The 24,224-nt window shown below is 55.3% G+C and carries 29 protein-coding genes; 13 read left to right on the top strand and 16 right to left on the bottom strand.

The features are described 5' to 3' along the window. The 3 genes from KHQ26_RS02890 to KHQ26_RS02900 all read right to left on the bottom strand — a co-directional run. Nucleotides 1-341 (bottom strand): 4Fe-4S dicluster domain-containing protein (locus KHQ26_RS02890; RefSeq protein ID WP_032423032.1); only part of this gene is annotated, 341 nt, incomplete at its 3' end. Between the two features lie 10 nt (nucleotides 342-351). Then, complete coding sequence (ynfE, locus tag KHQ26_RS02895) at nucleotides 352-2,787, bottom strand: selenate/tellurate reductase subunit YnfE (protein WP_004199830.1); 2,436 nt, start codon at nucleotides 2,785-2,787, stop codon at nucleotides 352-354. Between the two features lie 150 nt (nucleotides 2,788-2,937). Further along, nucleotides 2,938-3,207: a DUF1161 domain-containing protein gene (locus KHQ26_RS02900; protein ID WP_002903714.1), complete on the bottom strand. Its 270-nt coding sequence runs from the start codon at nucleotides 3,205-3,207 to the stop codon at nucleotides 2,938-2,940. A 101-nt stretch (nucleotides 3,208-3,308) separates the two neighbouring features. Here KHQ26_RS02900 and KHQ26_RS02905 point away from each other — a divergent pair, with 101 nt between their 5' ends. Beyond that, a complete protein-coding gene (locus tag KHQ26_RS02905) occupies nucleotides 3,309-4,019 on the top strand; it encodes a YnfC family lipoprotein (RefSeq protein WP_004219441.1) in 711 nt (236 codons plus the stop codon). Here the strand turns inward: KHQ26_RS02905 and speG are convergent. Together speG and KHQ26_RS02915 are read right to left on the bottom strand one after the other, a co-directional pair. Continuing rightward, the gene (speG, locus tag KHQ26_RS02910) at nucleotides 4,013-4,573 is read right to left on the bottom strand and encodes a spermidine N1-acetyltransferase (protein ID WP_002903719.1); all 561 of its coding nucleotides are present in this window, start codon (nucleotides 4,571-4,573) and stop codon (nucleotides 4,013-4,015) included. The genes KHQ26_RS02905 and speG overlap by 7 nt on opposite strands. A 77-nt stretch (nucleotides 4,574-4,650) precedes the next feature. Next, nucleotides 4,651-4,992 (bottom strand): DUF1283 family protein, encoded by a 342-nt coding sequence (locus tag KHQ26_RS02915; protein ID WP_002903720.1) that lies wholly within the window; start codon nucleotides 4,990-4,992, stop codon nucleotides 4,651-4,653. A gap of 108 nt (nucleotides 4,993-5,100) precedes the next feature. On the opposite strand from KHQ26_RS02915, the gene KHQ26_RS02920 reads away from it, so the two are divergent. From KHQ26_RS02920 to KHQ26_RS02935, 4 genes are all read left to right on the top strand, one after another. After that, a complete protein-coding gene (locus tag KHQ26_RS02920) occupies nucleotides 5,101-5,463 on the top strand; it encodes a YnfA family protein (protein ID WP_004219442.1) in 363 nt (120 codons plus the stop codon). A gap of 113 nt (nucleotides 5,464-5,576) precedes the next feature. Continuing rightward, nucleotides 5,577-6,860 carry an MFS transporter gene (locus KHQ26_RS02925; RefSeq protein ID WP_002903724.1) on the top strand — a complete coding sequence of 428 codons (1,284 nt, stop codon included), beginning with the start codon at nucleotides 5,577-5,579 and terminating at the stop codon, nucleotides 6,858-6,860. A gap of 253 nt (nucleotides 6,861-7,113) precedes the next feature. Continuing rightward, nucleotides 7,114-8,577, top strand: a complete 1,464-nt coding sequence (locus KHQ26_RS02930; protein ID WP_004224666.1) for a mannitol dehydrogenase family protein — start codon at nucleotides 7,114-7,116, stop codon at nucleotides 8,575-8,577. Nucleotides 8,578-8,841: 264 nt separating this feature from the next. After that, complete coding sequence (locus KHQ26_RS02935) at nucleotides 8,842-9,273, top strand: universal stress protein (RefSeq protein WP_004176285.1); 432 nt, start codon at nucleotides 8,842-8,844, stop codon at nucleotides 9,271-9,273. A 50-nt stretch (nucleotides 9,274-9,323) separates the two neighbouring features. On the opposite strand, the gene KHQ26_RS02940 is transcribed toward KHQ26_RS02935, so the two are convergent. Both KHQ26_RS02940 and ydfG read right to left on the bottom strand, forming a co-directional pair. After that, nucleotides 9,324-10,010, bottom strand: a complete 687-nt coding sequence (locus KHQ26_RS02940) for a GntR family transcriptional regulator (RefSeq protein WP_016946661.1) — start codon at nucleotides 10,008-10,010, stop codon at nucleotides 9,324-9,326. A 91-nt stretch (nucleotides 10,011-10,101) separates the two neighbouring features. Next, a complete protein-coding gene (ydfG, locus tag KHQ26_RS02945; RefSeq protein ID WP_002903733.1) occupies nucleotides 10,102-10,851 on the bottom strand; it encodes a bifunctional NADP-dependent 3-hydroxy acid dehydrogenase/3-hydroxypropionate dehydrogenase YdfG in 750 nt (249 codons plus the stop codon). Nucleotides 10,852-10,981: 130 nt separating this feature from the next. Here ydfG and dcp point away from each other — a divergent pair, with 130 nt between their 5' ends. Next, nucleotides 10,982-13,027, top strand: coding sequence for a peptidyl-dipeptidase Dcp (gene dcp / locus KHQ26_RS02950; RefSeq protein WP_029497213.1), 2,046 nt, complete (start codon nucleotides 10,982-10,984; stop codon nucleotides 13,025-13,027). Between the two features lie 77 nt (nucleotides 13,028-13,104). Here dcp and KHQ26_RS02955 read toward each other — a convergent pair whose 3' ends face one another. Next, entirely contained in the window at nucleotides 13,105-13,491 is a 387-nt protein-coding gene (locus tag KHQ26_RS02955; RefSeq protein ID WP_002903735.1) for a nuclear transport factor 2 family protein, read from the bottom strand. Between the two features lie 99 nt (nucleotides 13,492-13,590). Between KHQ26_RS02955 and KHQ26_RS02960 the strand changes: the two genes are divergently transcribed. Beyond that, nucleotides 13,591-14,361 (top strand): AraC family transcriptional regulator, encoded by a 771-nt coding sequence (locus tag KHQ26_RS02960; protein ID WP_223174961.1) that lies wholly within the window; start codon nucleotides 13,591-13,593, stop codon nucleotides 14,359-14,361. Between the two features lie 50 nt (nucleotides 14,362-14,411). Here the strand turns inward: KHQ26_RS02960 and KHQ26_RS02965 are convergent, their stop codons facing one another. After that, complete coding sequence (locus KHQ26_RS02965; RefSeq protein WP_020804998.1) at nucleotides 14,412-15,086, bottom strand: SOS response-associated peptidase; 675 nt, start codon at nucleotides 15,084-15,086, stop codon at nucleotides 14,412-14,414. Nucleotides 15,087-15,257: 171 nt separating this feature from the next. Between KHQ26_RS02965 and KHQ26_RS02970 the strand changes: the two genes are divergently transcribed. Beyond that, nucleotides 15,258-15,386 (top strand): hypothetical protein, encoded by a 129-nt coding sequence (locus KHQ26_RS02970; protein ID WP_004219446.1) that lies wholly within the window; start codon nucleotides 15,258-15,260, stop codon nucleotides 15,384-15,386. A gap of 172 nt (nucleotides 15,387-15,558) precedes the next feature. Here the strand turns inward: KHQ26_RS02970 and KHQ26_RS02975 are convergent, their stop codons facing one another. From KHQ26_RS02975 to KHQ26_RS26210, 3 genes are all read right to left on the bottom strand, one after another. Continuing rightward, a complete protein-coding gene (locus KHQ26_RS02975; RefSeq protein ID WP_020805000.1) occupies nucleotides 15,559-16,194 on the bottom strand; it encodes a helix-turn-helix transcriptional regulator in 636 nt (211 codons plus the stop codon). A 67-nt stretch (nucleotides 16,195-16,261) separates the two neighbouring features. Continuing rightward, complete coding sequence (locus tag KHQ26_RS02980) at nucleotides 16,262-16,384, bottom strand: hypothetical protein (RefSeq protein WP_004225117.1); 123 nt, start codon at nucleotides 16,382-16,384, stop codon at nucleotides 16,262-16,264. 218 nt (nucleotides 16,385-16,602) lie between these two features. Next, nucleotides 16,603-16,698, bottom strand: coding sequence for a YnaM/YnfT family protein (locus tag KHQ26_RS26210; protein ID WP_271229884.1), 96 nt, complete (start codon nucleotides 16,696-16,698; stop codon nucleotides 16,603-16,605). Here KHQ26_RS26210 and KHQ26_RS02985 point away from each other — a divergent pair. The 3 genes from KHQ26_RS02985 to KHQ26_RS02995 all read left to right on the top strand — a co-directional run bounded on the left by KHQ26_RS02985 (nucleotide 16,658) and on the right by KHQ26_RS02995 (nucleotide 18,356). Further along, nucleotides 16,658-16,759, top strand: coding sequence for a hypothetical protein (locus KHQ26_RS02985; protein WP_223174880.1), 102 nt, complete (start codon nucleotides 16,658-16,660; stop codon nucleotides 16,757-16,759). The two genes, KHQ26_RS26210 and KHQ26_RS02985, sit on opposite strands and share 41 nt — an antisense overlap. Nucleotides 16,760-17,204: 445 nt before the next feature. Then, nucleotides 17,205-17,678, top strand: a complete 474-nt coding sequence (locus KHQ26_RS02990) for an Hsp20 family protein (RefSeq protein WP_020805002.1) — start codon at nucleotides 17,205-17,207, stop codon at nucleotides 17,676-17,678. A gap of 165 nt (nucleotides 17,679-17,843) precedes the next feature. Beyond that, the gene (locus KHQ26_RS02995; protein ID WP_002903810.1) at nucleotides 17,844-18,356 is read left to right on the top strand and encodes a 2-oxo-tetronate isomerase; all 513 of its coding nucleotides are present in this window, start codon (nucleotides 17,844-17,846) and stop codon (nucleotides 18,354-18,356) included. A 20-nt stretch (nucleotides 18,357-18,376) separates the two neighbouring features. Here KHQ26_RS02995 and KHQ26_RS03000 read toward each other — a convergent pair whose 3' ends face one another. After that, nucleotides 18,377-19,594, bottom strand: coding sequence for a diguanylate phosphodiesterase (locus KHQ26_RS03000; protein WP_004143607.1), 1,218 nt, complete (start codon nucleotides 19,592-19,594; stop codon nucleotides 18,377-18,379). Between the two features lie 400 nt (nucleotides 19,595-19,994). Here KHQ26_RS03000 and KHQ26_RS03005 point away from each other — a divergent pair, with 400 nt between their 5' ends. Continuing rightward, nucleotides 19,995-20,114, top strand: a complete 120-nt coding sequence (locus KHQ26_RS03005) for a small membrane protein (protein ID WP_004195995.1) — start codon at nucleotides 19,995-19,997, stop codon at nucleotides 20,112-20,114. Between the two features lie 30 nt (nucleotides 20,115-20,144). Here the strand turns inward: KHQ26_RS03005 and kbvR are convergent, their stop codons facing one another. Next, nucleotides 20,145-20,756 carry a LuxR family transcriptional regulator KbvR gene (gene kbvR, locus KHQ26_RS03010; RefSeq protein ID WP_211777845.1) on the bottom strand — a complete coding sequence of 204 codons (612 nt, stop codon included), beginning with the start codon at nucleotides 20,754-20,756 and terminating at the stop codon, nucleotides 20,145-20,147. A 310-nt stretch (nucleotides 20,757-21,066) separates the two neighbouring features. Here kbvR and KHQ26_RS03015 point away from each other — a divergent pair, with 310 nt between their 5' ends. Next, nucleotides 21,067-21,993, top strand: a complete 927-nt coding sequence (locus tag KHQ26_RS03015; protein WP_020802919.1) for a helix-turn-helix domain-containing protein — start codon at nucleotides 21,067-21,069, stop codon at nucleotides 21,991-21,993. Between the two features lie 26 nt (nucleotides 21,994-22,019). Here the strand turns inward: KHQ26_RS03015 and KHQ26_RS03020 are convergent, their stop codons facing one another. Together KHQ26_RS03020 and KHQ26_RS03025 are read right to left on the bottom strand one after the other, a co-directional pair. After that, nucleotides 22,020-23,384 carry a GntP family transporter gene (locus KHQ26_RS03020; RefSeq protein WP_004209818.1) on the bottom strand — a complete coding sequence of 455 codons (1,365 nt, stop codon included), beginning with the start codon at nucleotides 23,382-23,384 and terminating at the stop codon, nucleotides 22,020-22,022. 57 nt (nucleotides 23,385-23,441) lie between these two features. Further along, nucleotides 23,442-24,224, bottom strand: a complete 783-nt coding sequence (locus KHQ26_RS03025) for an HPr family phosphocarrier protein (protein WP_004183945.1) — start codon at nucleotides 24,222-24,224, stop codon at nucleotides 23,442-23,444.

Here is a 24,224-nt window from a genome sequence, read left to right on the forward strand (position 1 = left end):
GGGGCGCCGTACGGGCAGGCCATATGGCAGTAGCGGCAGCCAATGCATACCTCTTCGTTGACCACCACAAAACCGTCTTCGCGCTTATGCATCGCGCCGCTCGGACAGACCTTGGTGCAGGCCGGATCTTCACAGTGGTTACAGGCGATGGAGAGGTAATAGGCAAACACGTTCTGCTGCCAGACGCCGTTGTCCTCCTGCCAGTCGCCGCCGGCATACTCATAGATCCGGCGGAAGCTGACCTCCGGAGTCAGGTTCTTGTAGTCCTTACAGGCCAGCTCGCAGGTTTTGCATCCGGTACAGCGAGCGGAGTCGATAAAGAATCCATATTGCGTGCTCATGGTTTACTCCTTAAACCTTCTCGATATCGACCAGGTTGGTATGCTGTGGATTCCCCTTCGCCAGCGGTGACGGGCGGTGGGTGGTCAGGGTATTCATGCAGGCGCCATGGTCGATCCGATCTCCGGTCATATTGGCGTCGTGCCAGGCGCCCTGGCCCATCGCCGAGACCCCCGGCATGATGCGTGGCGTCACTTTCGCCGGAAGACGGACTTCGCCGCGCTGATTAAAAACGCGCACCATATCGCCGTTTTTAATCCCGCGTTTTTCCGCGTCAAGCGGATTGATCCATACTTCCTGGCGACAGGCCGCTTGTAATACATCAACGTTGCCGTAGCTGGAATGGGTGCGCGCTTTATAGTGGAAACCAAACAGCTGCAGCGGATACTGGCTGCGCAGCGGATCGTCCCAGCCTTCAAATGTGGAGGCGTAGACCGGCAGCGGGCTGATAACTTCGTCTTTCTCCAGCTGCCAGCGGGCGGCAATCTCTGCGAGTCGGCTGGAGTAGATTTCAATTTTGCCGGACGGGGTTTTGAGCGGATGCGCTTCAGGATCGCGCCGGAAGTCGCGATAGGCGACGAAGTGGCCGTTCGGGTCTTTGCGCTTGTAGATGCCCATTCGCTTCAGATCCTCGTAGGCCGGCAGCGCCGGATCTTTCGCCACCATTTTGGCGTACAGATACTGCAGCCACTGTTCCTGGGTACGCCCCTCGGTAAAACGTTGATGCACGTCGTCGCCGAGCCGTTTCGCCACTTCGCTTAGGATCCAGTAAATCGGTTTGCGTTCGAACTTCGCTGAGGTGGCGGGCTGAATAAAAATCAGATAGCCCATATTGCCGGCGTAATCGTTAGGAATGATATCCTCCTGCTCAACGGTCATCAGGTCGGGCAGCAGCAGGTCGGCGTATTTCGCCGACGAGGTCATAAAGTTGTCGATAACCACAATGGTTTCGCACTTGCTTTCATCCTGCAGAATTTCGTGGGTCTTATTGATGTCGGAGTGCTGGTTGATGAGGGTGTTGCCCGCGTAGTTCCACAGGAACTTGATCGGCACATCCAGCTTCTCTTTTCCGCGTACGCCATCGCGGCTGGCGGTCATCTCTGGACCGCGCGCGATGGCGTCGGTCCAGGTAAAGCAGGAGATGGCGGTCTTCACCGGGTTTTCCAGCACCGGCAGGCGCTCAATGGTGATGGTGTAGGTTGATTCGCGGGCGCCGCTATTGCCGCCGTTGATGCCGACGTTGCCGGTTAAGATCGGCAGCATGGCGATCGCCCGGGCGGTGAGTTCGCCGTTGGCCTGGCGCTGGGGCCCCCAGCCCTGGCAAATGTAGGCCGGCTTGCTCATGCCGATTTCGCGCGCCAGCTTAATGATGCGCTCGGTGGGGATACCGGTAATACGCGAGGCCCACTGCGGCGTTTTAGCGATCCCGTCGTCGCCCTCGCCGAGGATATAGGCTTTGTAATGACCATTCGCCGGCGCCCCGGCCGGGAGCGTTTTCTCGTCGTAGCCAACGCAGTATTTATCAAGGAAAGGCTGGTCCACCAGATCTTCGTTAATCAACACCCAGGCGATACCGGCCACCAGCGCGGCGTCGGTGCCGGGGCGAATGGGGATCCACTCATCTTCCCGACCGGCGGCGGTATCGGTGTAGCGCGGATCGATGACGATCATTCGCGCGTTAGAGCGCTCGCGGGCCTGCTCCAGATACCAGGTAATGCCGCCGCCGCTCATCCGGGTCTCCGCCGGATTGTTGCCGAACATCACTACCAGCTTGCTGTTTTCAATATCCGAGGTGCTGTTGCCGTCGTTACTGCCGTAGGTGTAGGGCATGGCGCAGGCAATCTGCGCAGTACTGTAGGTACCGTACTGGTTAAGCGAGCCGCCGTAGCAGTTCATTAAACGCGCCACCGGCGACGCGGAAGGCGACGAACGGGTGATGTTGCCGCCGACGATCCCTGAAGAGTAGTTAATGTATACGGCTTCGTTGCCATACTGCGCTACCACGCTCTTCAGGCGGTCGGCGAGGGTATCCAGCGCCTCCTGCCAGCTGATGCGGACAAATTTGCCTTCTCCGCGCTTGCCGACGCGCTTCATGGGATAGTTAAGGCGATCCGGATGATTGATGCGCCGGCGAATCGAACGCCCGCGCAGGCAGGCGCGGACCTGATGGTCGCCGTAGCGGTCGTCGCCGGTGTTATCCGTTTCGACGTAAACCACTTCATCATCACGCACGTGCAGCCGCAGGGCGCAGCGGCTGCCGCAGTTAACCGAGCAGGCGCCCCAGACAATGCGGGTTGTGTCGCCTGTAGCCTGTTGTACCGCCGCCGCGGCGCGGCGCAGCGTAAAGGGCAGGGTCAGCCCGCCGGCGGCCAGCGCCAGGGAGCCGAGGGCTGTAGATTTTAGTAGCGCGCGTCGGCTGACGCCGCCGGGAGATTCCTGATTCGACATTGCTCACTCCATGATAGTTATGCTGTGCGGAGAAGGACCGCCACGTCATTAACAGACGCAGGGGTGAGCGATAATACGTTATGGGTAGCCAGTAGACCTTATCCCTGGTCAATGCAGGGATAAGATCTTTCATTTGAAACCGAAGAGGGCTTACTGAGCGTCGTTTTCGGCGGGACTGTCGCTGTTACGCGTATAGGTGATTTTGAAGGTGTCGTTGGCGCAATGACCGACCACCTGAACCCCGGGCTGGTCTGCCTGATCGTTTGGCACAATGGCCAGGCTGAAGGCGGTTTCCGGTACGCCATTGTTGATGATCTTCTGCTGGATGTCGCTTTTGACCCGTTCACAGGAGTCGGGAGCCGCCAGTACGGCCGTGGAGCACAGCAGTAGCGCAGCGCCGGTGCAGAGGGATAGTTTCATCTTACGCTCCTTATCGATGTTATCCAGATTTAAGCATAGCAGAACTGGTGTAAACAATTGTATTTGCTAATATGATCGGATGTACACAAAAGGAATCGTCTGTGAAAAGATTGTATTGGCTGATCCCGGCAGCGCTGCTGCTGACGGCATGCGACCGTAAAAGCGCCCCGGACGCCTTCACCCCGGAGATGGCGAGTTTTTCCAATGAGTTTGAGTTTGATCCCCTGCGCGGGCCGGTGAAAGATTTTAGCCAGACGCTGCTGGATGAACACGATGTGGTGGTCAAGAAGGTGAGCGCTCAGCTCTCCAGGGAAGGGTGTTTCGATCTGCTGACCCTGGAAGATGTGGAGAACAAAACCGGCGCCACGCTGCTGCTGGACGCCAACTATTACGTCGACGGGCGCACCCACGAGAAGCGGCTGCGCCTGCAGGGCAAGTGTCAGCTGGCGGAGATGCCTGCCGCCGGGGTGAGTTGGGAGACGGATGATAACGGTTTTATTATCAACGCACGCGGCAAAGAGACCACCGCCACCTACCGCTATGACAGCGATGGCTATCCGCTGGGAAAAACCACCACCGCCAAAGAGGAGCGATTTACCGTCGCCTCAACGCCGTCAAAGGATCCGCGTAAGAAATTGGACTATACCGCCATCAGCACCTTCAACGATCGCACGCTGGGCACGGTGCGTCAGACCTGCGACTACGACGATCACGACAATCCGCTGAGCTGTGAGCTGCAGGTGGTCGATGAAAGCGTCCAGCCGCCGCTGACCCGCCACTACACCATTAAAAACCGTATCGATTATTACTGAGCCGTCGGCTTTAGCAGGGACGGCCCGGGCGTTTTGTGCTCGGCCAGATACTGGTGCTGGAACAGGCACATGCGGATGGTGTTGCGGTACTCGCCGTTAATGAAAAACTCATGGATCAGTTCACCCTCGACCATAAAGCCGAGCTTACGGTAAATATGGATCGCTTTTTCATTCTCTTTATCAACGATTAAATACAGCTTATACAGATTGAGCACGGTAAAGCCATAGTCCATCGCCAGGCGTGCGGCGCGGGTGGCGAGACCTTTTCCCTGGAAGTCGGGGGAGATGATGATCTGGAACTCGGCCCGGCGGTGCACATGGTTGATTTCAACCAGCTCCACCAGTCCGGCTTTATCGCCATTGCATTCGATGACAAAGCGGCGCTCGCTTTGATCGTGAATATGTTTGTCGTACAGATCGGAGAGCTCAACGAAGGCCTCGTACGGCTCTTCAAACCAGTAGCGCATGACGCTGGCGTTGTTATCGAGCTGGTGGACGAAGCGCAAATCTTCGCGCTCAAGCGGGCGGAGTTTGACGTGTAGCGCGTCGGTCATGGAGATTCCTGTGGTCAAAACGGAAAGGGATTACAGAAAGGCGGCGCCCGCAGGCGCCAGCGTGGTCAGGGAGCGGCTCAGGGATTGATCGCGCGGCCGGTGCGACGGTCAAGACAGCGCAGGGTGTTTGGCTCCCAATAGGCATTGACGTTGGCGCTCTTCTGGCAGTTATCCTGCGCGTCGAAAGCGACATCGGCTTTATCCCACTCTTTTTCCGCCCGTTTGTTCACCTTCTGGCGCAGGCTGCGGGTGTCGTTCCATTGCTCTTTTTCCATCGACGCCTGCTGACGGCTCTGCGCGCTGTCGCCAGATTCAATCACCAGCCGGTCGGTGGCGGCATAGGAGCTGGAGGTGTAGACCACAGCGCTTAACGCCAGAATGGCGGTCAGGCACCAGCGTTTGTTCAGTGTCATGTTCATCACGATTTCCTTTAAGTGATGGGTTAACCCTCAGGTTCAGTTTACTACAGCTCTTTTGTCGGGCATAGCCGGCAAAACAGCGTGGGGCAGAGGCCATTATCGCGTAGAATGGTTCAACGCTTTGTCTCTTTTACGAATCTTTTAATGCTCAAAACAACGCTGCTGTTCTTTGCTACCGCTCTGTGTGAAATCGTCGGCTGTTATCTACCGTGGCTATGGCTCAAGCGCGGGGCAACGCCGCTGCTGCTGATCCCCACCGCCCTGGCGCTGGCGCTATTCGTCTGGCTCCTGACGCTCCATCCGGCCGCCAGCGGGCGGGTATATGCCGCCTACGGTGGGGTGTACGTTTGTACCGCATTGCTCTGGCTGCGGGTCGTTGATGGGGTCAAATTAACCCATTATGACTGGGCGGGCGCGGCCATCGCCCTGTGCGGCATGCTAATCATCGTGGCGGGGTGGGGACGGGCCTAAGCCCGTCATGTGTGATCCCTGCCGCTTTTTTCAACCCTAATTCTTGTATGGTAGTCGACCTGTTGCCTTACTTATCAGACATCCTATTTCATATGACTCTGTAAGGAACAACGATGGCTATCGAGACTCTTGCCGCCCGGACCGGGGCGACGCCGTTACGCATCCGTCGGGTGCAGAAGATCACCCTGACGCTGCTGTTTATCGCCGGTATCGTCAACTTTCTTGACCGCTCTTCGCTGAGCGTCGCCGGGGAGGCGATACGCGCCGACCTGGGCCTTAGCGCCACCGAGTTCGGGGTGCTGCTCTCCGCCTTTTCGCTCTCCTACGGCTTCGCGCAACTGCCCTCCGGTATTTTGTTGGATCGCCTGGGGCCACGGATTGTGCTGGGCGCCGGGCTGATTTTCTGGTCCGCAATGCAGGCCCTGACCGGGATGGTCAATTCGTTCTCGCATTTTATTCTGCTGCGCATTGGCCTCGGGATCGGCGAAGCGCCGTTTATGCCAGCCGGCGTGAAATCGATCAACGACTGGTATGCGCAAAGAGAGCGCGGCACGGCGGTGGGAATATTCAACTCCTCGACGGTGCTGGGCCAGGCTATCGCCCCGCCGGCCCTGGTCATCATGCAGTTGGCCTGGGGTTGGCGAACGATGTTTGTGGTGATTGGTTTAGCCGGGATCGTGGTCGGCCTGTGCTGGTATGTGGGCTACCGTAACCGTCGGCAGTTTACTCTGCAGGAGGAGGAGCAGCAGTATCTGGCCAGTGAGGAGGCGGCCCGCCCGGCGCTGAAGTTTAGCGAATGGCTGGCTCTGTTTAAACGGCGGACTACCTGGGGGATGATCCTCGGCTTTTCCGGTGTGAACTACACCGGCTGGCTGTATATCGCCTGGTTACCCGGCTATTTGCAGGCGCAGCAGGGGTTAAGCCTGGCCCGTACCGGCTGGGTGGCGGCGATCCCGTTTCTTGCCGCGGCGGTGGGGATGTGGGTCAACGGCCTGGTGGTCGATGCCCTGGCGCGCAGAGGCTACGATCAGGCGAAAACCCGCAAAACGGCGATTGTTATCGGTCTGGTGCTGTCGGCGCTGGGCACCTTGCTGGTGGTGCAATCGTCCACGCCAGCCCAGGCGGTGGCTTTTATCTCCATGGCGCTGTTTTGCGTTCATTTTGCCGGGACGTCCGCCTGGGGGCTGGTGCAGGTAATGGTGGCGGAGCATAAAGTGGCTTCGGTGGCGGCGATCCAGAACTTCGGCAGCTTTGTGTTTGCCTCCTTCGCGCCGATCGTGACCGGCTGGGTAGTGGATACGACTCACTCTTTCAATCTGGCGCTGGTGATCGCCGCCGGGGTGACCTTTGCCGGGGCGCTGTGCTACTTCTTTATCGTCAAAACTCGCATCGATTAACAACGCTCGGCGATTCGTCAACAGCAGGCCCGCAGGGACGCGCGGCCGCCATGTTCTTCTCCTGCGCTATCCTGTCACTGCGGCGATTGCAGCCACGTGCCCCGTGCTTTATCAGGCGAGATCTTCTTGTATGGTAGTTGACAGAAATCAAAGATGTTATACCAATTGCGTGAGATGGTTGAGGCACAAAGGCATTCTCCTCGAGAGTTCTCCCCGAGAATGGTTGATGGGCTACATAACAACGAGAGTCATCATGGAAAACACCCTCTTAACCGCTAACGCCACGCTGCCGACCTACGATCGCAGCGCACTGATCCCCCGTATCGTTCATCTTGGTTTTGGCGCGTTTCATCGCGCTCATCAGGCTGTGTATGCCGATATACTGGCCAGCGAGCACGGCAGCGACTGGGGCTACACCGAAGTTAATCTGATTGGCGGCGAGCAGCAGATCGCCGATCTCCAGCAGCAGGATCTGCTGTATACCGTCGCCGAAATGTCCGCCGACGCCTGGACCGCGCGCGTGGTTGGTGTGGTGAAGCAGGCGCTGCACGCCGGGGTTGATGGTCTCGAAGCGGTGCTGGCGGCGATGTGTCAGCCACAGGTGGCCATTGTCTCCCTGACGATTACTGAGAAAGGCTATTGCCATTCGCCAGCCAGCGGCGAACTGCAGCTCGATCACCCGCTGATCGCCGCCGATCTGCATAACCCGCACCAGCCAAAATCGGCGGCGGGGGTAGTGGTGGAGGCCTTATCTCGCCGCCGGGCGGCCGGCCTGCCTGCTTTTACCGTGATGTCCTGCGATAACATGCCGGAAAATGGTCACGTGATGCGCAACGTCGTCTGCGCCTACGCCCGGGCTTTAGACGAGGATCTTGCCGCATGGATAGAGCAGAATGTCACCTTTCCGTCGACCATGGTGGACCGGATTGTCCCGGCGGTGACTGCCGAAACCCTCGATAAAATTACCCAGCTGACCGGGGTTCGCGACCCGGCCGGGGTGGCCTGCGAACCTTTCCGTCAGTGGGTGATTGAGGATAACTTTGTTGCCGGACGTCCGCAGTGGGAGAAAGCGGGAGCGGAACTGGTCGCCGACGTGGTGCCTTTCGAAGAGATGAAGCTGAGAATGCTCAATGGTAGCCATTCGTTCCTCGCTTATCTCGGCTATCTGGCCGGTTATCAGCATATCAACGACTGTATGCAGGACGATAACTACCGTCGCGCGGCGCTGTCGTTGATGCTGGACGAACAGGCACCAACGCTGAAGGTGCAGGGGGTGGATCTGTCACGCTATGCCAGTTTGCTGATTGACCGTTACTGCAATCCGGCGCTGAAGCACCGCACCTGGCAGATAGCCATGGACGGCAGCCAGAAGTTGCCCCAGCGCATGCTGGACTCAATACGCTGGCATCTGGTGCATCAGCGTGATTTTACACTGCTGGCGCTGGGCGTGGCAGGGTGGATGCGCTACGTTGGCGGCGTTGACGATGCGGGCCAGGCAATCGAGATATGCGACCCGTTGTTGCCGGTTATCCAGCAAGCGGTGGCTGCCAGCGCCGATGGCGAAGCGCGAGTCAAAGCGCTGCTGGGTATTGAGGCGATTTTCGGCGTCGAACTGCCGCAGGAGTTACGCTTTGTCACGGCGGTGACCCGCGCCTACTTAGCGCTGCAGCGGCAGGGGGCTAAAGCTACCGTCGCCGCGTGGGCCGCCGCGCAATAATCTTTTTCCGGTGTCGGTCCCGGGGTCGACACCGGCTCTTCAGTTATTTCTACGATACTCCGCTGATGTCTATTTTTTGCTAGCGATCGGTTTTAGCAGACGCAGAATATGATCGAACGCAATGTCTATACATAACTCTATATTTCCCTGATTTACTAAAGATAATTAGCTGTTATTTTTCCGAACAATGGCTGGTATTTCACCGCAATAATGGCATAGTTAAGTTATTGAAAAAGAACTTTCTCTGCAAAAGGAGTACGGGCCATGTATAAAAAAATTTTATTGCCTGTTGATGTCTTTGAAATGGATTTAAGCGATAAAGCGGTGCGTCACGCGGAATTTCTCGCTTCGGCCGAAAATGGCGAGATCACCTTGCTCAACGTTCTGCCGAACAGCAGCCGTTCGCTATTGCGCGGTTTTACGGCGGATATTCGTAAGTTTGAAGCCTATATGGAAGAAGAGTCGGAGAAAAAAATGCGCGAGGTGGCGCGACTGTTCGCCATCCCCATGACGCGGATCCATACCCGCGTAGTCTTTGGCAACGTGCGTGACGAAATTCTGGCTATCAGTAACAACGAAGAGTTCGATGTCATTGTGATTGGTTCCCGCAAACCAGGGATCTCCACCCATCTGCTGGGCTCCAACGCCGAGTCAATTCTGCGCTACGCCAAAACGCCGGTATTGGTCGTTAGATAATCCCTTCAATGAGGACGGCTGCGTCGGCCATGCCGGCAGCCGTCTGACTCTTATTCTTCACTAAACCAGTCGCGGTTCTCCTGGCGAATCAGCAGTACGGATTCGCTGATTTCATGCAAATGGATACTCATGGCTTTTTCTACCGCCTCGGCATCGCGTTTTTCCAGCGCGGTGAAAATCTCATGATGCTGGTGCAGAAGCATCTCCGGAGAGGTGACATGGTCCAGACTCATATAGCGGACGCGATCGATGGCGGCTTTAATATTTTCCACCGTCTCCCAGGCCAGCTGACAGTCGGCGATAATCGACAGCTTCTGGTGAAATTCATCATCGAGCAGGAAAAAGTCGTTTAACTGCTGCCGATCAACGGCAATACGCTGCTGGTGAAGATTCTGTTCCAGCTGATAAAGTTGCTCTTCGTTAATCATGCCGGCGGCACGGCGAACCACCGCGCACTCAATCGCCTGGCGGACGAAGCAACCATTACGCACCTGCGACAATGAGATTTTATTGACGTAGCTACCGCGCTGGGGACGAATCTGGATAAGTCCGTTTTCCGCCAGCTTAATGAAGGCTTCGCGCACCGGCTGACGAGACACCGCAAAACGCACGGAGACTTCTTTCTCCGACAGCGGTGTACCAGGCGGGATCAGGCAGTGAACGATATCCCGGCGGAGGATGCGATAAATTTGCTGATTGACGGGTTGCGTCGGATTCAGTTGCGATTCTGCGGCCATTGATGGTTACTTTTTAGGGGGTTATGCGCACTATTTTACGCGTTTTTTGCGTTTCCGCCCATACCCGGCCCGCAGGCCGGGTGGCTGACGGTTAGCCCTGACGGTGAACGCTGAGTCCGGCAAAGCTCTGACTCACCGGCATCATCTCCAGGGTGTTGATGTTGACATGTTTCGGCAGGGTGGCGACCCACCAGACCGCCTCGGTCACATCTTCCGGCGTTAGCGCTTGGGTATTTTCGTAAGCTTTTTCGGCTTTAGCGTCATCGCCCTTAAAGCGGACGTTAGAAAACTCGGTGCCGCCCACCAGACCCGGCTCGATGTCGGTCACGCGCACCGCGGTGCCGTGCAGGTCGGTACGAAGATTGAGGCTAAACTGACGGACAAAGGCTTTGGTCGCCCCATAGACGTTTCCGCCGGCGTAAGGCCAGCTGCCTGCCGTAGAGCCGATATTGATGATATGGCCGCGATTGCGCTCAACCATCCCCGGCAGCACGGCGCGGGTCATGTACACCAGCCCTTTATTATTGGTGTCGATCATATCTTCCCAGTCTTCCACACTGGCGCGGTGCGCCGGCTCCAGACCAAGCGCCAGGCCGGCGTTGTTCACCAGCACATCGATAGCCTGCCACTCGGCGGGCAGGTCAGCAATCAGCGTCTCAATGGCGGCGCGGTTGCGGACGTCAAGTTGCGCGATATAAAGGTTATCGCCCAGCTCGTCTTTCAGCGTCTTCAGGCGCTCTTCACGACGACCGGTGGCAATCACTTTATGACCGTTAGCGATAAAACGGCGAGTAATACTTTCACCAAAACCGGCGGTGGCGCCGGTGACCATGATAATCATCTTACTGTTCCTCAACGCTTTTTGTGTTTTCATACCATAGCACGCACAGGCGGCGACCGGTAACGGAAATCATTGCGACCCCTTAAGGAGAGGCCTAATCTTACAGCATTAGCCTGTACAGGAGAGAAAGATGTCCGAACGAAACCCCTTTTTTAGCGTCAGTACGTTGCCTTACCAGGCGCCGCCGTTCGATGTGATTGACGACAGCCACTATCGCCCGGCGTTTGATGAGGGCGTCCGGCAGCAGCGGGCCGAAATTCGCGCTATTATCGACAATCCGCAGCCGGCCAGTTTCGCCAACACGCTCGAGGCGCTGGAGCAGAGTGGTCAGCTGCTGGCGCGGGTGACGCGGGTCTTTTTCGCCATGGCTGGCGCCCATACCAATCCTTATATTCAATCACTGGATGAACAATTTTCCGCCGAACTCGCCGATCTGGGGAATGACATCTGGCTTAATGCGGCCTTGTTTCAGCGCGTGAACAGCGTCTACGAGCAGCGCGACGCGCTGGCGCTGGACAGCGAGTCCTATCGTCTCCTGACCCTGACGTGGCAACGTTTTGTTCACGCCGGGGCGACGCTGGCTCCCGAGCAGCAGGCGGCGCTGCGCGCACTGAACACCGAAGCGGCTACGCTGCAAAGTCAGTTCCAGCAGCGACTGCTGGGAGCGGCAAAAAGCGGCAGCCTGGTGGTTGATTACCGGCATCAACTGGCTGGCCTGAGCGATGAGGAGATAGCGGCGGCGGCTGACGCAGCGCGTGAAAGAGGGCTTAGCGACCGCTGGTTGCTGACGCTGACCAATACCACCCAGCAGCCGCAGCTGCTTGCGCTGCGCGACCGGCAAACGCGGGAGAATCTCTTCGCCGCCGGCTGGACCCGCAATCAGCAGGGCGATGAGCATGATACGCGTGACCTGGTACTGCGGCTGGCGGCGATCCGCGCACAGCAGGCTGAGCTGTTGGGAGCCGCTGATTACGCCAGCTGGGCGCTGACCGATCAAATGGCGGCTTCCCCGGCGGAGGCATTGGGCTTTATGCGCCGGATAGCGCCGGCGGCGCGGGCGAGGGCGGAACGAGAGCTGGCGGACATCCAGCAGGTGATCGACAACGAAGGCGGGGGTTTTCGCGCGACGGCATGGGACTGGCTTTACTACAGCGAGCAGGTGCGGCGGGCTGCCTATGCCATTGATGACGCGCAGCTCAAACCCTATTTTGCCCTCGAGCGGGTGCTGCACGACGGTGTATTCTGGACGGCCTCGCAGCTCTTTGGGCTGCGCTTTGTTGAGCGCTTTGATATACCGGTCTATCACCCGGATGTGCGGGTCTGGGAGATCTTCGATCACAACGGCGAAGGGATGGCGCTGTTTTACGGTGACTACTACGCTCGTGACTCAAAGAGCGGCGGCGCATGGATGGATGTGTTTGTCGAACAGTCGACTCTGCGCGCGCAGCGCCCGGTTATCTACAATGTCTGCAACTACGTCCGTCCGCAGGCAGGGCAGAGCGCGCTGCTGTCGTGGGATGAGGTGATCACCCTGTTTCATGAGTTCGGCCATACCCTGCATGGGCTGTTCGCCAGCCAGCGCTACGCCAGTCTCTCGGGGACCAATACGCCGCGCGATTTTGTCGAATTTCCTTCGCAGATCTTCGAACACTGGGCCAGCCAGCCGCAGGTGTTTGCCCACTACGCGAAGCACTACCAGTCCGGGGAGCCGATGCCGCAGGCGCTACGCGACAATATGTTGCGTGCGGCAACCTTCAATAAAGGGTACGACATGAGCGAGCTGTTGGCTGCTGCGTTACTCGATATGCGGTGGCATAGCCTGTCGACCTCGGCATTACCGGAGGAGGTGGACGCGTTTGAGCAGCTGGTGCTTCGGGAAGAGAACCTGGATCTGGCGGCGGTCCCCCCGCGCTATCGCAGCAGCTATTTCTCCCATATCTTCGGCGGCGGCTATGCGGCAGGCTATTACGCCTATCTGTGGACCCAGATGCTGGCCGACGACGGCTATCAATGGTTCGTGGAGCAGGGCGGTTTGACCCGTGAGAACGGTCAGCGTTTCCGTGAGGCGATTTTATCACGCGGGAACAGCACTGATTTAGCTGAACTGTATCGCCAGTGGCGCGGACACGATCCGCAGATTGAGCCGATGCTGAAAAATCGCGGGTTGAGTGCGTAGGACAATTTTAGTCTGACAAGATAACCGGGCGCGCTGCCCGGTTTTTTGTCTGATCTAGTCGTAACCTTATATTTCTTTTACCTCACGCTGCCTAAATCTCTATCGCTCTCTCTCCCTTTAAGCATTAACGTGGCTTCTTCGATACGAATGAAGCGCCCGGAATCATCTATTTCAGCGAACATATAAACTTCCATGTCCACCTCTTCTCCGCTGCGCCTGGTGCACAGAACGCGATGCCTTGTGGCATAAAGATTCCCGTTACGAAGTTCGTCATGTAACTCAATTTTAGCGAAGGCGATAATTTCCCGGAGTCTACGCGCATGCTGAGCAAAGCCATCTAATCCTTCCCACTTGTTATCAGTGCGCTGCCGATAACCGGGACTAAAATAGCGACTGAGTATCCGATCCAGTGGTATCTGTTGGTGGTTGATAATGTCATCCAATACCCTAGTAATAGTAATCATTTTGATGGTTAGTCCTCTGTGAAAGCGATGAATACTTTACAATCGACTAACTGGCTTCAGTACGGTATAAAAGACATTAAACACCTCAAACACGCCAATATGCACGATCCATTGATTCCATTCGAACCGGTATTTTCACCCCAGGGACCCACTTTACTCGTCGCGGTACGTCAGTCTGAGGTAATACGGGAGACTCCACGTCACCATCACAGCTGTGGGCAGTTAATCGGTGCCATACGTGGGCTACTTACGGTCGATGGCGGTGATTGTCGCTGGGTGGTACCGGCAACACATGCCGTCTGGATACCGCCAGGTGTTCCGCACGGCCTGCGCTCGCACGGTCCATATTCAGGATGGAGTGTTTATGTTTCTGCCAAAGCCTGTGGCGAGCTACCTGATAAGCCATCTGTTCTCTCAATGACAAATCTGCTGCGTGAAGCGATAACGCGAGCGGCTGCATGGCAAGGTGTAGAGCTTACTGCGTCCCAAAAACGTTTAGCTGGCGTTATTCTTGATGAAATTGGTTCCCTTCCCAGGGTTAATCTTGGGCTTCCAATGCCGCAAGATAGCCGATTGCTCAGAATCGCGCAGGCGCTGTCAGCAAACCCGGACGACGGGCGCAGGTTGGAAGAATGGGCAGCCTGGGCCGGCATGTCATCACGCACGCTCACGCGACGATTCCGAGCCGAAACGGGTTTTAGCTTCAATGAATGGCGACAGCGGATACGCTTACTCAGGGCTCTTGAGCTTCTGGCTGCCGGCAAGCCAGTGACGGCGATAGCGCTGGATCTGGGATATGACAATGTGAGTGCCTTCATAGCCTTGTTCCGTCGGATGTTCGGCACTACTCCAGGGCGGTATAAAATTTAATTATCTCTTCGCTGAACATGATGCGTTATCCGCCGCTTTGATTACGTTTGTCATGGGATGAGAGGGGCAAGTAATTCGGGCCCCTGATTTTTCACATTGCCGACCGCCCGCGTTACCGGGTGCCAGGTAAAATCGTCGGCGGAAACGGCTCCGTCGCTGGCTATCTCCGCCGCTTCCGCGCCGGTGACATCCTGCCTCATCCATTCCCGGGCGGCTTCAGGCGCCAGGACCAACGGCCGACGGTCATGAATATCGACAAGACCGCGATCGGCGGCGGCCGTCACGATCAAGAATCCTTCGGCATGGTCCCCACGTTCGAACGGAGTCCGACCAATCGCGGCCATAAAAATTGGCTGGCCATCCTTACGCTGGATAAAGTATGGCTGCTTTGTATTTCCTTCCTTTTTCCACTCAAACCAGCCGTCGGCGAAGCAGATCGCCCGTCCGTGCTCCCACAGCGGCTTGAACATCCTGCTGGAGGCTGCAGTCTCAACCCGGGCATTAATCAGCGGCGGTTTATCCCACCATCCTGGCGCATAGCCCCAGTAAACGGCATCGAAATGGAGTTGCTCATCGCGTTCATTGAGGAGTAAAACTTTTGTCCCGGGCGCGACGTTATAGCGCCCGATAGGCGGCGGGTCCCAGGCAATATCTCGTTCGGCCGCTTCAACGAGATGCGCCAGGTATTCCTCCCGGCTTTGCGCTTGCGCAAAACGTCCGCACATAGCCACCTCCAGCGTGATGTCTGACTAACAGTATAGATCAGCTGCAAAACGGTGTTTTCACCTGCCCAAATACCACGCTCCTTCCACGTTAGTAGACCATTATTTCAGGCCGTCATCTTGCCTGACGTCGCGACAGTACACGCTGGGCGTTAGGCCTGGCATTGTCCGTTTATGCTTCATCGTTATTACCCTAACGCCTGTCTGATAAAGGAAATCGTTTTTACTCTTTTTATTATCTTTCAGAATTATCGCACAGAGTTTTACCTTTGTTTGAAATGGTTGTCGCTGGGTTGTATTTGAAAATATCCACCCCTTATTATTTAAAAAGTCATCTTTATCTTTTAAAAGGTTGTTATGAGTAACTTACTATTATTAGTCCTGGCGGTGGTGTTATTGTTTACATCTTTGTTTTTGGCCTGTCCTATGTTAGAGAAAGAAGAAAAATGAAGATGCGCTTTAATAAATTCCGACGTTAACCGATCCTTCCTGCGGAAAGCGCAAGAGCAACAGATGAGAATCTCGTTAACTCTTGTTTGGTAGCTATTTGGAATTTTTTCATAATATTGATTTTGTGAGAGAAGATCGTCTTATGACTGATGCCCAGTTTTTGCGCTATCTGCTGATTGTTCATTCCCGTTCTGATCGCATTGATAATATAAAGTTGTGATTTGGTCAAGGTTAACCGAGGGCATTTGACACAGCGTCTGCTGTCTTTTTCCAGCCCACCGCAACTAGATGTTGTCGACTCCGTCAGACGTTTTGCAATCTGATTTTTTACGCGGCGCAAGTCGCTGTTCATGCTGATAAAAGTGGCATCGCGTAGACAAAGTGGTAACTGTTCAACCTGCAAAGCGCTGTCGGTGGCGACGAAAATAAAAATAGACGTGTGCGGAGGAAGTTTTTTGAAAAACGGGTGGCATAGATAATGTTCACCAGCGGCCATTTCTGTGAACAGCATATCAATCGGATCTAATATATCTGTGGAACAGTCCACAACGGAATACGGTTCACGGATGTGTTCTTCTTTCGCGATCTCGCTAAGCAGTTCGCAAATTCCGCGATTAAGAAATATGTTTTCAGTGTTAATTAAAATATCAGGCATAGTCATGGCGATCGTGAAAGTTGTCATGCATTTAAAGTGGAGAACATTAAATGCGTATGCCTTTAGGATATTTCTAATAATCAACAAATGCAATAAGTCTAATTTTGGACTTTGAGCTGGCGAGTAAAATTAATGGTATATTAATCAATGGCTTATTTTTTAGCGTTGCGCGGGCATGACCGCTAATTTGGCACAAACTGCTTAAATTGCTTATATTGCATGCGTTAATTCTGGTCTCAAATATATTAATCAGAGTTACTTATTCACTGTATGAATTGCTTTTTCAAAAATACCTTTTGCAGGCGCGGGTCCTTGAGGAGATTGCGCCTGAGCGAAACCTGGGTGGTCATTGATAAAAAGGGGCGGGGTAGACCCGCCGCTGCGGAGGGTGAACAGCAACGGCGTACAACAGAATCAGTTATCAGGATTGTTGGAAATGCTTTTCCACACCATTCCCAGGCCGATCAACATCGACGCGAAGAGGGCGAACAGGGTGGTTGAGATAAAAATGCTGGTCATGGCGGTGCCTCAGAAAGTGCGTATGCAGATCATTAGGCACGGTGTCGGATGAAAGGTTCCTTACCCGGCCGGGTATATTTTCACCAGCGGCGTCCGGTTGACGGCAACAAGGCGAATGCCACGTCGAAGCGCCGCTGTTGGCAAGGGGACCCTGACAGGCAGCCGGGTTGCTAAACGCACTGTTCATGGGGAGAATACACGACGGCAAAGGGGGAGCGATTCGGACGTTGACATCCCCTTAAACAAGTTATATATACATGTCGCTTCTGTTTATTGAATGTTAAACAGCATCAGTTATGGGACTCAGAAGCGCCACAGCCCCCGCCGTCGGGCGGGGGTAACTTCGCCACCGGCATGCTTATTTTTCACTGAGGCTGGCGAAGAAAAATTTTTTATTTCGGGTCTTGAAAAACGCGCCTTAGATATTATTTTATATAGCGGACAAGCAATGCTTGCCTTTATGTTGAGCTTTTGAATGAATATTCAGGAGGTTAATTATGGCACTCAAAACCTTGTCAGCACTCCCGGTATTTGCTGATTCTCTTTTTGCCGATCGCTTTAATCGTATTGACCGTCTTTTCAGCCAGTTAACGGGCGATACGCCGGTGGGCACTTTACCGGCTTATGATTTACAGAAAGTCGACGACAGCAATTTCCTGCTCTGCGTCAGCGTGCCTGGCTGGAAAGATGATGAGCTGGAAATAGAAACCGTAGGGGGGAATCTGCATATTTCCGGGAAACGCCAGGAAACCGATGCCTCGACAGACAGCGGTGAACGCTGGATTTATAAAGGTATCCGCCGCGCTAATTTCCAGCTCAGTTTCTCTCTTCCTGAACACGCCCAAATTAATCAGGCGCAGCTGGATAGCGGCATCTTAAAAATAGCCATCCACCAGGAAATCCCGGAGAGCGAAAAACCGCGTAAAATTGCGATCGAGAATCAGGGGCGCGTGATAGAACATAAAGTTTGATTCACCGTTGTTCCGACGATGTTACCTTAAAGGCCCGCCCTGCGGGCCTTTATCCTTTCCCCCTGAAAATATAAATGGCCCCCCGACGACAAAGAAATCGATATGCTATTCTGTTAGCAGACGCAGTGAGTCTGCTATTTCTTTCAATTTCGGCGAGGAGGAAGAATGACTGACGAGATCGATAGCGACGCAAACAATACGCATGAACTAACCGCTGAAGTGGCTCGGGCGCTGATCGCGCGCGGTTGGCGACTGACCACGGCGGAGTCTTGCACCGGAGGGAATCTGGCGGCAGCGCTCTGTGCCCAGGCGGATACCGCGGCATTTTATGATACCGGCGTAGTGACCTTCAGCGATGAAGCCAAGCGCAACGTGCTGCAGGTTCGCGCGGAAACCCTGGCGGTACACAGCGCCGTCAGCGAAGCCTGCGTTCAGGAGATGTCCTCTGGTATTCTGGCGCTCGCCGGGGCCGATATCGCCATCGCCGTCAGCGGCTACGCCGGACCGGAGGGCGGGGAAGATGGTACCCCCGCCGGCACGGTATGGTTTGCCTGGAATTTTCGCGGCCAGACTGAAACCAAACGGATGTGCTTTGCCGGCGACTGTGAGACCGTGGTGGCGAAAGCGGTACGATATGCCCTGGCGGCGCTGAGCGAAAAGCTTGCCCACTGGCAGTGACGATGCCCGGGGGCGCGGCCTTACAGGTCCATTGCCTGGCGCGCTACCGGCCAGCAAATCTCCCCGATGCCGTTAAGGCAGGGTCGGGAAAAGAGAAAGCCCTGAAACAGGCGTATGCCCACCGACTGAAGCCAGCACCACTCCTCCAGGGTTTCGACACCTTCAGCCACCACCGTAATGCCAAGATCCTCGCAGCAGCGGACGACCGAGGCGACAATCGCCTGTTTGGTGCCGCTAATATGGATATCGCGCACCAGTTCCGCATCCACTTTGATTTTATCAGGCTGAAAACGGGTCAGTAACGACAGGCCGGAATAACCTGCGCCAAAGTCGTCGATGGCCAGCTTCATGCCCGCGACGCGCAGGGCTTTGAGCACCTTGCGGAACTGGTCAAAGCAGGTGATCACCTCTGTCTCGGTCACCTCGATCAGTACCTGATCCGGTCTGAGGCCGGCCGCCAGCAGGCTGTCCATCAGCCAGCCTACGGCGTCAGGGTGGTGATACAGCGATCCGGGCAACAGGTTAATCGCCAGCTGATGTTTCCCGAGCGGCAGCTGGCCTGCGAGAGCGAATGCATACGCTTTGCTTTCAAGATCAAAACGGTAGCGATCCTCCGCCGCAATGGCGGCAAACATTTCCACGGGAGAGCCGCCGGTTGGGCTGCGGATCAGAGCCTCAAAGGAAGAAACTCGCTTTTTAGCCGGCTCGACAATAGCCTGCAGAGCAAACTGGCAAGGTTGACCGGGCAGGTGCTGCGGCGCGGCCGTACCTGACGCGGGCATCATCATCCAGCGAGAGGGCTGCAGCGGCTCGGGCAGGCAATAGCGGCCGCCGTCGGCAATGAAGGCGCTAAGCAGCCGGAACATCCGGTCGTTGACCGGTTCGGTGACCCCAAACGTGCTAAAGCGCAGAATTTCCTCCAGCGCGCCATCGGTTTCAAACAGCCGGAGATCCAGTATGCGCATTCCGGTGCCGTGAAAACGTCGGTAGGCTGAGTAATCGCGCATCAGCTCCACTACGTCGCGATGACGCGGGTCGCTTTGGATTTCGCTGAACAGCGACTCAAGTGCCTCCTCAGTCCCTTCCAGGACCTGGAAAAACTGCAGGCCGTTAAACAGCAGAATGCCGGTGATGCCAAGGGGCAAATTTTTACTGCTGGCGCGATGGACTAAAGCGTCGAGATCGACGGGCGGGCGGTCAGGATGAACCTGGCTGCGGTAAATCAGGGTGGTTAGCATAGTTGTTACGATCGCTCCCGCGGCGTAAGAACATCCGCGCTCAGCATGCAAGATGAGTATGGCCTGACCCTAAAGGAGGGCGAGGCTGATATGTACAAACATTCAACCAACCGTGATGTCCGCTACGCGGAACGCGAGCTTCACTTTGTGATTCCCTCCACTGTACAGGGAATTACACATTTGGCTATCTTTTTCTCATCCTCAATGCAAAAAGACGCTAACAGGCCTCTCATTCCCTCCTCAGACACTGGCGCTGCGTCTTATTTTACCTGTTAATATTCGCTACCAGGAATTATCCTACCATTCTATTTCCCACTCTCAAAAATGAGGCGCTGGTCTTGCCTGAATATAATCGAGTGAATATTATCACTCTAAATTAAATTCTTTTGTCAGGTTTGATATGAGCGACTTCTTTATTATTTTGTGTCTGATTTTATGTCCCATCATTTCTTTATGGAGTGGCTTTTCCTATATTCAGGAAAGGCGCAAGAGACGGTATGTTTTCCGTTCCAGAAGATGATTGTTTGACAGAATAAAACGACGAGTTGTATCAGCGTTTGGCGAGCAGTTGCACAAGGTTGTTAAACTGCTGACGGCTATTCAAATTAAATTTACTCATAATATTCTTTTTATGTGAATGAATCGTTTTGGGACTAATATTTAGCGCAGCGGCGACTTCATGCGGGCTCAGGCCAATACTGAACGCGTAAATGACTTTGGTTTGCGCGTCGCTGACCGACCTGCAGGCGCAATTAATGCAACGCCGCAGACGATTGAACGGCGGGTCTTGCCGCGGTAGCAGCGGACGCTCAATGGCGTTAGCTATCTCATCTTTCAGTCGCTGAACGCGAGCGTGAGGCGGCATAAATACCGCATGCTGCAGACAATTCGGTAAACCCTCATCTACGGTAGCGTGTTCATTGTCCGGGAAAATAAAAAGCGTATATTGTTCCGGGGCATGCTGAAAAAGATCCTGGCACAAGTACCACTCCCCCGCGACCATTTCCGTAAATATCACATCAGCTTGCGCCATCGATCCTGCATCCCATTGTTGAGAAAACTGATAGTGTGGCCGCCCGGCGGCCTTCATCGCTTCATCAACCAGTTCAGCAATAGCGACTCGCAAATAGTGATTTTTTATATTGAACAAAAAATTAGCCATATAACTTCCCTGTGGGCATTAAAAAACATATCTGGATAAATTAAAGAATATAATGATGATGCAGGTACTATTTTTAGCCGTGGTAATCTAAGGGATGTTTTCCATTAATGCAATATCTGGTGGGGAAAGTGAGATAACGGTATATTGATATGCGAAAGTTCCTAATAAACAAAACCTTAAGCATATATTTGTCACTATTTAAAGTCGTTTCCTGTTTTTTTATTTTTGCAATGCATAAAAAGCTTAGTGATAGCCGCGCTCTGTTGTTAAAATTAGCGGAGGACAAGAATACAGGATGTATGCCGTACTTATGAAGCAGATGCTCTATTTGAAAATGCTGGCGTGGCTGGAGGATAATATCTATTGTAACCCGGCGATCGATGACCTGGCGCTGTATATGGGCTATTCACGTCGGTTTGTGTACGACGTGTTTTACCAGTATGGCCAGTTACCCATCGGGCAGTATATTCGTCTGCGGCGGTTGACCATCGCAGCGGTCAGTCTGCGCTTAACACGACAACCGATCGCCGCTATTGCCTGGCAGTTAAGCTATGACTCGCCGCAGACCTTTTCCCGGGAGTTTAAGAAGCGCTTTTCGCTCTCGCCACGTGAATACCGTTGCGCGGCGCACTGGGACACGGCAAAGCTGTTGAAAAAGTTTCACCCGGACGGAGAGAGCCTACCTCTGGCTCGTTTTTTTTCTCTGCCGGAACAGGTCTATTACGGCTATCCGATGAAGTATGAACTGCGCCTGTCGGATTTGGTGTTGCAAAGCACCGCTAAGACGAGCATCAGACAAAAGGTTGACCGTTTTTTCACCGCTGGCGGAGGCTCGCTTTCCGTACTTTCCGACTACGCCGCGGCGAGTAAAAATGAGCTTAACGTCGAGGTTAACGCTTTTGTCGGCTGTCATGAGGCGGGAAAGCTGCCCCCCGCGCTGGCCATGAACAGCTCGCTGACCACCCGGTCAGGGCTTTATGTCGGGGTTGAATTCTACGGCAGTTGGTCACGTTATGCTCGTTTATCCAGCGATCTGTATATGGAGCTGCTGCCATCCCTGGGGGTAAGTCGTCGGGACGGCTATGACATTGAATGTTTTATAACCCGCCATGCGGAAGGCGAAGAGGCAGGGGACAGGCGCTATCGCGTACGCTATTTTATCCCGGTGACGCTGTCGGCAGCGGGTCTGCGGTCTGACAGCGGTAGTGGGTCAGGGCCTGTGCCGGGGCGAAGTTAAGGTGGCCGGAGCCACCCAGGTTAACATCAAAGCGCAAACCACAGCAGCCAGGTGATGAGAAAGCCCGTCACCCCCATGATGGTTGTCAAGACGGTCCAGGTTTTGAGTCCATCCGGCACCGAGAGTCCGAGATAGCGCGTGACGACCCAGAATCCGGCGTCGTTGACGTGCGACAGCCCGAGCGAGCCGAAGCAGGTCGCCAGCGTCACCAGCACCAGCTGCAGCGGCTCCAGACCGACAACCGCCTGCGACAGCAGACCGGAGGTGGTGAGGATCGCCACGGTGGCCGAACCCTGCGAGGCTCTGAGCACCAGCGATAGCAGAAAAGCGGCGGGCATCAGCGGCAGATGTATTGTCTCCAGCGCCTCGGCTAAGGCATTACCGATGCCGGAAGCGACCAGTACGCCGCCAAAGGCGCCGCCGGCGCCGGCGACGAGGATCACGTCCGCCGACGAGGGGATCGCGCTGCCGGTGACTTCGCCCAGCTTTTTCAGGCTCATCCGCCGACGGATGCCCAGCGTCCAGCTGGCCAGGCCCAGGGAGATCAGCAGGGCGACCGGAGGGGTACCAATGACGGTCATCAGCTGGCGAACCGCGCTTTCCGGCAGCAGAAGCGCCTGACACAGCGTCCCGGAAACAATCAGCATGATGGGCACCACGATCAGCCCACCGATAACCAGCGCATTCGGCGGCGGCAGACGGGTCTGCTGCGCGTTAACCGAGAGATCCGGTACTTCCGCCGTTTGTTGCTGCTCCAGCACGTTAATCGACAGATGATAATGGCGCCGATTGATAAACCGGGCGACAAAATAGCCCACGATACCGACGACCACCGACACCCCAATCCCCGCCAGCATCAGCCAACCGACATCGCTATGCAGAATGCCTGCCGCAGCCGCTGCGCCAGGATGGGTGGGCAGCGCCACGTGGACGGTTAACATCACGCCGGCCATCGGCAGGCCAAACTTCAGCGGCGACACGTGGGCGACTTTGCTGAAGCCGTAGATTAACGGAATGATGATGATAAAGCCGACTTCAAAAAAGACCGGGGTGCCGAGAATAAAAGCCACGATGGTTAAGGCGGCAATGGTTCGTTTTGCACCCAGTACGCCGGTCAACGTTTTCGCCAGCGATTCGGCGCCGCCGGACATTTCAATCAGCACCCCCAGCATTGAGCCCAGAATAATAATGCTGGCGATGTGGCCAAGCAGGCCGCCCATGCCTTTTTCAATGGTGGTTATAATTTTATCTGCCGGAATGCCGGTGGCGAATGCCACCAGCAGACTGACGATCAGGAGCGCCACAAAAGGATGTGCTTTCGCTTTGATCACTAACAGGAGCAACAGCACTACGCTGGCTAACGCAATAAGTAACAGCGCCGATGTCGACATAGGTTTGCCTCGGGTATTAACAGGTGTACAGAGAGTTATTTTTTTAGAAAACGGCGTTTATTTTTTCCGGTAGGGCGAGAACCACCCCAGCCCGGAAAGCGTGTCTGTCCGGGGGATATATTCGCAGCCGATCCAGCCGTCATAACCGGTTTTATCCAGTAGCGCATAGAGCCACGGATAGTTTATTTCGCCCTCATCCGGTTCATGACGGTCGGGCAGGGAGGCAATCTGAATATGGCGATACTGGCCGGCATATTCGGTAATAAGATGGCTTAAATTGCCGTCCACCTTCTGCGCGTGAAACAGATCTAACTGCACCGCCAGGTTCGGCCTGTCGACCCGTTTCACCATCGCCAGCGTCTGATATTGACTGTGGTAGAGATAGCCCGGTTTGGTCTGCGGATTCAGCGCTTCGATGAGTATCCGCTTGTCGTGGCGGGCAAAGCACTCCGCGGCGTAGCGCAGATTATCGATAAGCACGGCCTCGCAGGCTGCGCGATCCGCTCCCGGCGGCACCACGCCGGCCATGATATGCACCTGCGGGCAACCGAGCTGGCAGGCATACTCCAGCGCCAGCTCAATATCGCGTCGGGCCTCCGCGCTTCTCCCGGGGATGGCGGCGAGCCCCCATTCTCCGGCGTTGACGTCGCCGGGTGGGGTATTGAACAGCACCAGCTGCAGCTGGTTCTCCTGCAGGCGCTGTCTGATTTCCCCGGCGGCATACTCATAGGGAAACAGAAACTCAACGGCTTCAAATCCCGCCCGGGCAGCGGCGGCAAAGCGTTCCAGGAACGGCAGTTCGGTAAACAGCATGGATAAATTTGCAGCGAATTTTGGCAT

The sequence above is a fragment of the Klebsiella sp. 10 genome (genome assembly GCF_018223925.1).
Taxonomy (GTDB): Bacteria; Pseudomonadota; Gammaproteobacteria; order Enterobacterales; family Enterobacteriaceae; genus Klebsiella; species Klebsiella pneumoniae.

What these genes read in the sequence shown, in the direction of transcription:
- ynfE (WP_004199830.1), bottom strand. Translation starts at nt 2,787, where the DNA reads ATGTCGAATCAGGAATCTCCCGGCGGCGTCAGCCGACGCGCGCTACTA.
- KHQ26_RS02900 (WP_002903714.1), bottom strand. Translation starts at nt 3,207, where the DNA reads ATGAAACTATCCCTCTGCACCGGCGCTGCGCTACTGCTGTGCTCCACG.
- speG (WP_002903719.1), bottom strand. Translation starts at nt 4,573, where the DNA reads ATGACCGACGCGCTACACGTCAAACTCCGCCCGCTTGAGCGCGAAGAT.
- KHQ26_RS02915 (WP_002903720.1), bottom strand. Translation starts at nt 4,992, where the DNA reads ATGAACATGACACTGAACAAACGCTGGTGCCTGACCGCCATTCTGGCG.
- KHQ26_RS02920 (WP_004219442.1), top strand. Translation starts at nt 5,101, where the DNA reads ATGGTTCAACGCTTTGTCTCTTTTACGAATCTTTTAATGCTCAAAACA.
- KHQ26_RS02925 (WP_002903724.1), top strand. Translation starts at nt 5,577, where the DNA reads ATGGCTATCGAGACTCTTGCCGCCCGGACCGGGGCGACGCCGTTACGC.
- KHQ26_RS02930 (WP_004224666.1), top strand. Translation starts at nt 7,114, where the DNA reads ATGGAAAACACCCTCTTAACCGCTAACGCCACGCTGCCGACCTACGAT.
- KHQ26_RS02935 (WP_004176285.1), top strand. Translation starts at nt 8,842, where the DNA reads ATGTATAAAAAAATTTTATTGCCTGTTGATGTCTTTGAAATGGATTTA.
- KHQ26_RS02940 (WP_016946661.1), bottom strand. Translation starts at nt 10,010, where the DNA reads ATGGCCGCAGAATCGCAACTGAATCCGACGCAACCCGTCAATCAGCAA.
- ydfG (WP_002903733.1), bottom strand. Translation starts at nt 10,851, where the DNA reads ATGATTATCATGGTCACCGGCGCCACCGCCGGTTTTGGTGAAAGTATT.
- dcp (WP_029497213.1), top strand. Translation starts at nt 10,982, where the DNA reads ATGTCCGAACGAAACCCCTTTTTTAGCGTCAGTACGTTGCCTTACCAG.
- KHQ26_RS02955 (WP_002903735.1), bottom strand. Translation starts at nt 13,491, where the DNA reads ATGATTACTATTACTAGGGTATTGGATGACATTATCAACCACCAACAG.
- KHQ26_RS02960 (WP_223174961.1), top strand. Translation starts at nt 13,591, where the DNA reads ATGCACGATCCATTGATTCCATTCGAACCGGTATTTTCACCCCAGGGA.
- KHQ26_RS02965 (WP_020804998.1), bottom strand. Translation starts at nt 15,086, where the DNA reads ATGTGCGGACGTTTTGCGCAAGCGCAAAGCCGGGAGGAATACCTGGCG.
- KHQ26_RS02970 (WP_004219446.1), top strand. Translation starts at nt 15,258, where the DNA reads ATGCTTCATCGTTATTACCCTAACGCCTGTCTGATAAAGGAAATCGTT.
- KHQ26_RS02975 (WP_020805000.1), bottom strand. Translation starts at nt 16,194, where the DNA reads ATGACTATGCCTGATATTTTAATTAACACTGAAAACATATTTCTTAAT.
- KHQ26_RS02990 (WP_020805002.1), top strand. Translation starts at nt 17,205, where the DNA reads ATGGCACTCAAAACCTTGTCAGCACTCCCGGTATTTGCTGATTCTCTT.
- KHQ26_RS02995 (WP_002903810.1), top strand. Translation starts at nt 17,844, where the DNA reads ATGACTGACGAGATCGATAGCGACGCAAACAATACGCATGAACTAACC.
- KHQ26_RS03000 (WP_004143607.1), bottom strand. Translation starts at nt 19,594, where the DNA reads ATGCTAACCACCCTGATTTACCGCAGCCAGGTTCATCCTGACCGCCCG.
- KHQ26_RS03005 (WP_004195995.1), top strand. Translation starts at nt 19,995, where the DNA reads ATGAGCGACTTCTTTATTATTTTGTGTCTGATTTTATGTCCCATCATT.
- kbvR (WP_211777845.1), bottom strand. Translation starts at nt 20,756, where the DNA reads ATGGCTAATTTTTTGTTCAATATAAAAAATCACTATTTGCGAGTCGCT.
- KHQ26_RS03015 (WP_020802919.1), top strand. Translation starts at nt 21,067, where the DNA reads ATGAAGCAGATGCTCTATTTGAAAATGCTGGCGTGGCTGGAGGATAAT.
- KHQ26_RS03020 (WP_004209818.1), bottom strand. Translation starts at nt 23,384, where the DNA reads ATGTCGACATCGGCGCTGTTACTTATTGCGTTAGCCAGCGTAGTGCTG.
- KHQ26_RS03025 (WP_004183945.1), bottom strand. Translation starts at nt 24,224, where the DNA reads ATGCCAAAATTCGCTGCAAATTTATCCATGCTGTTTACCGAACTGCCG.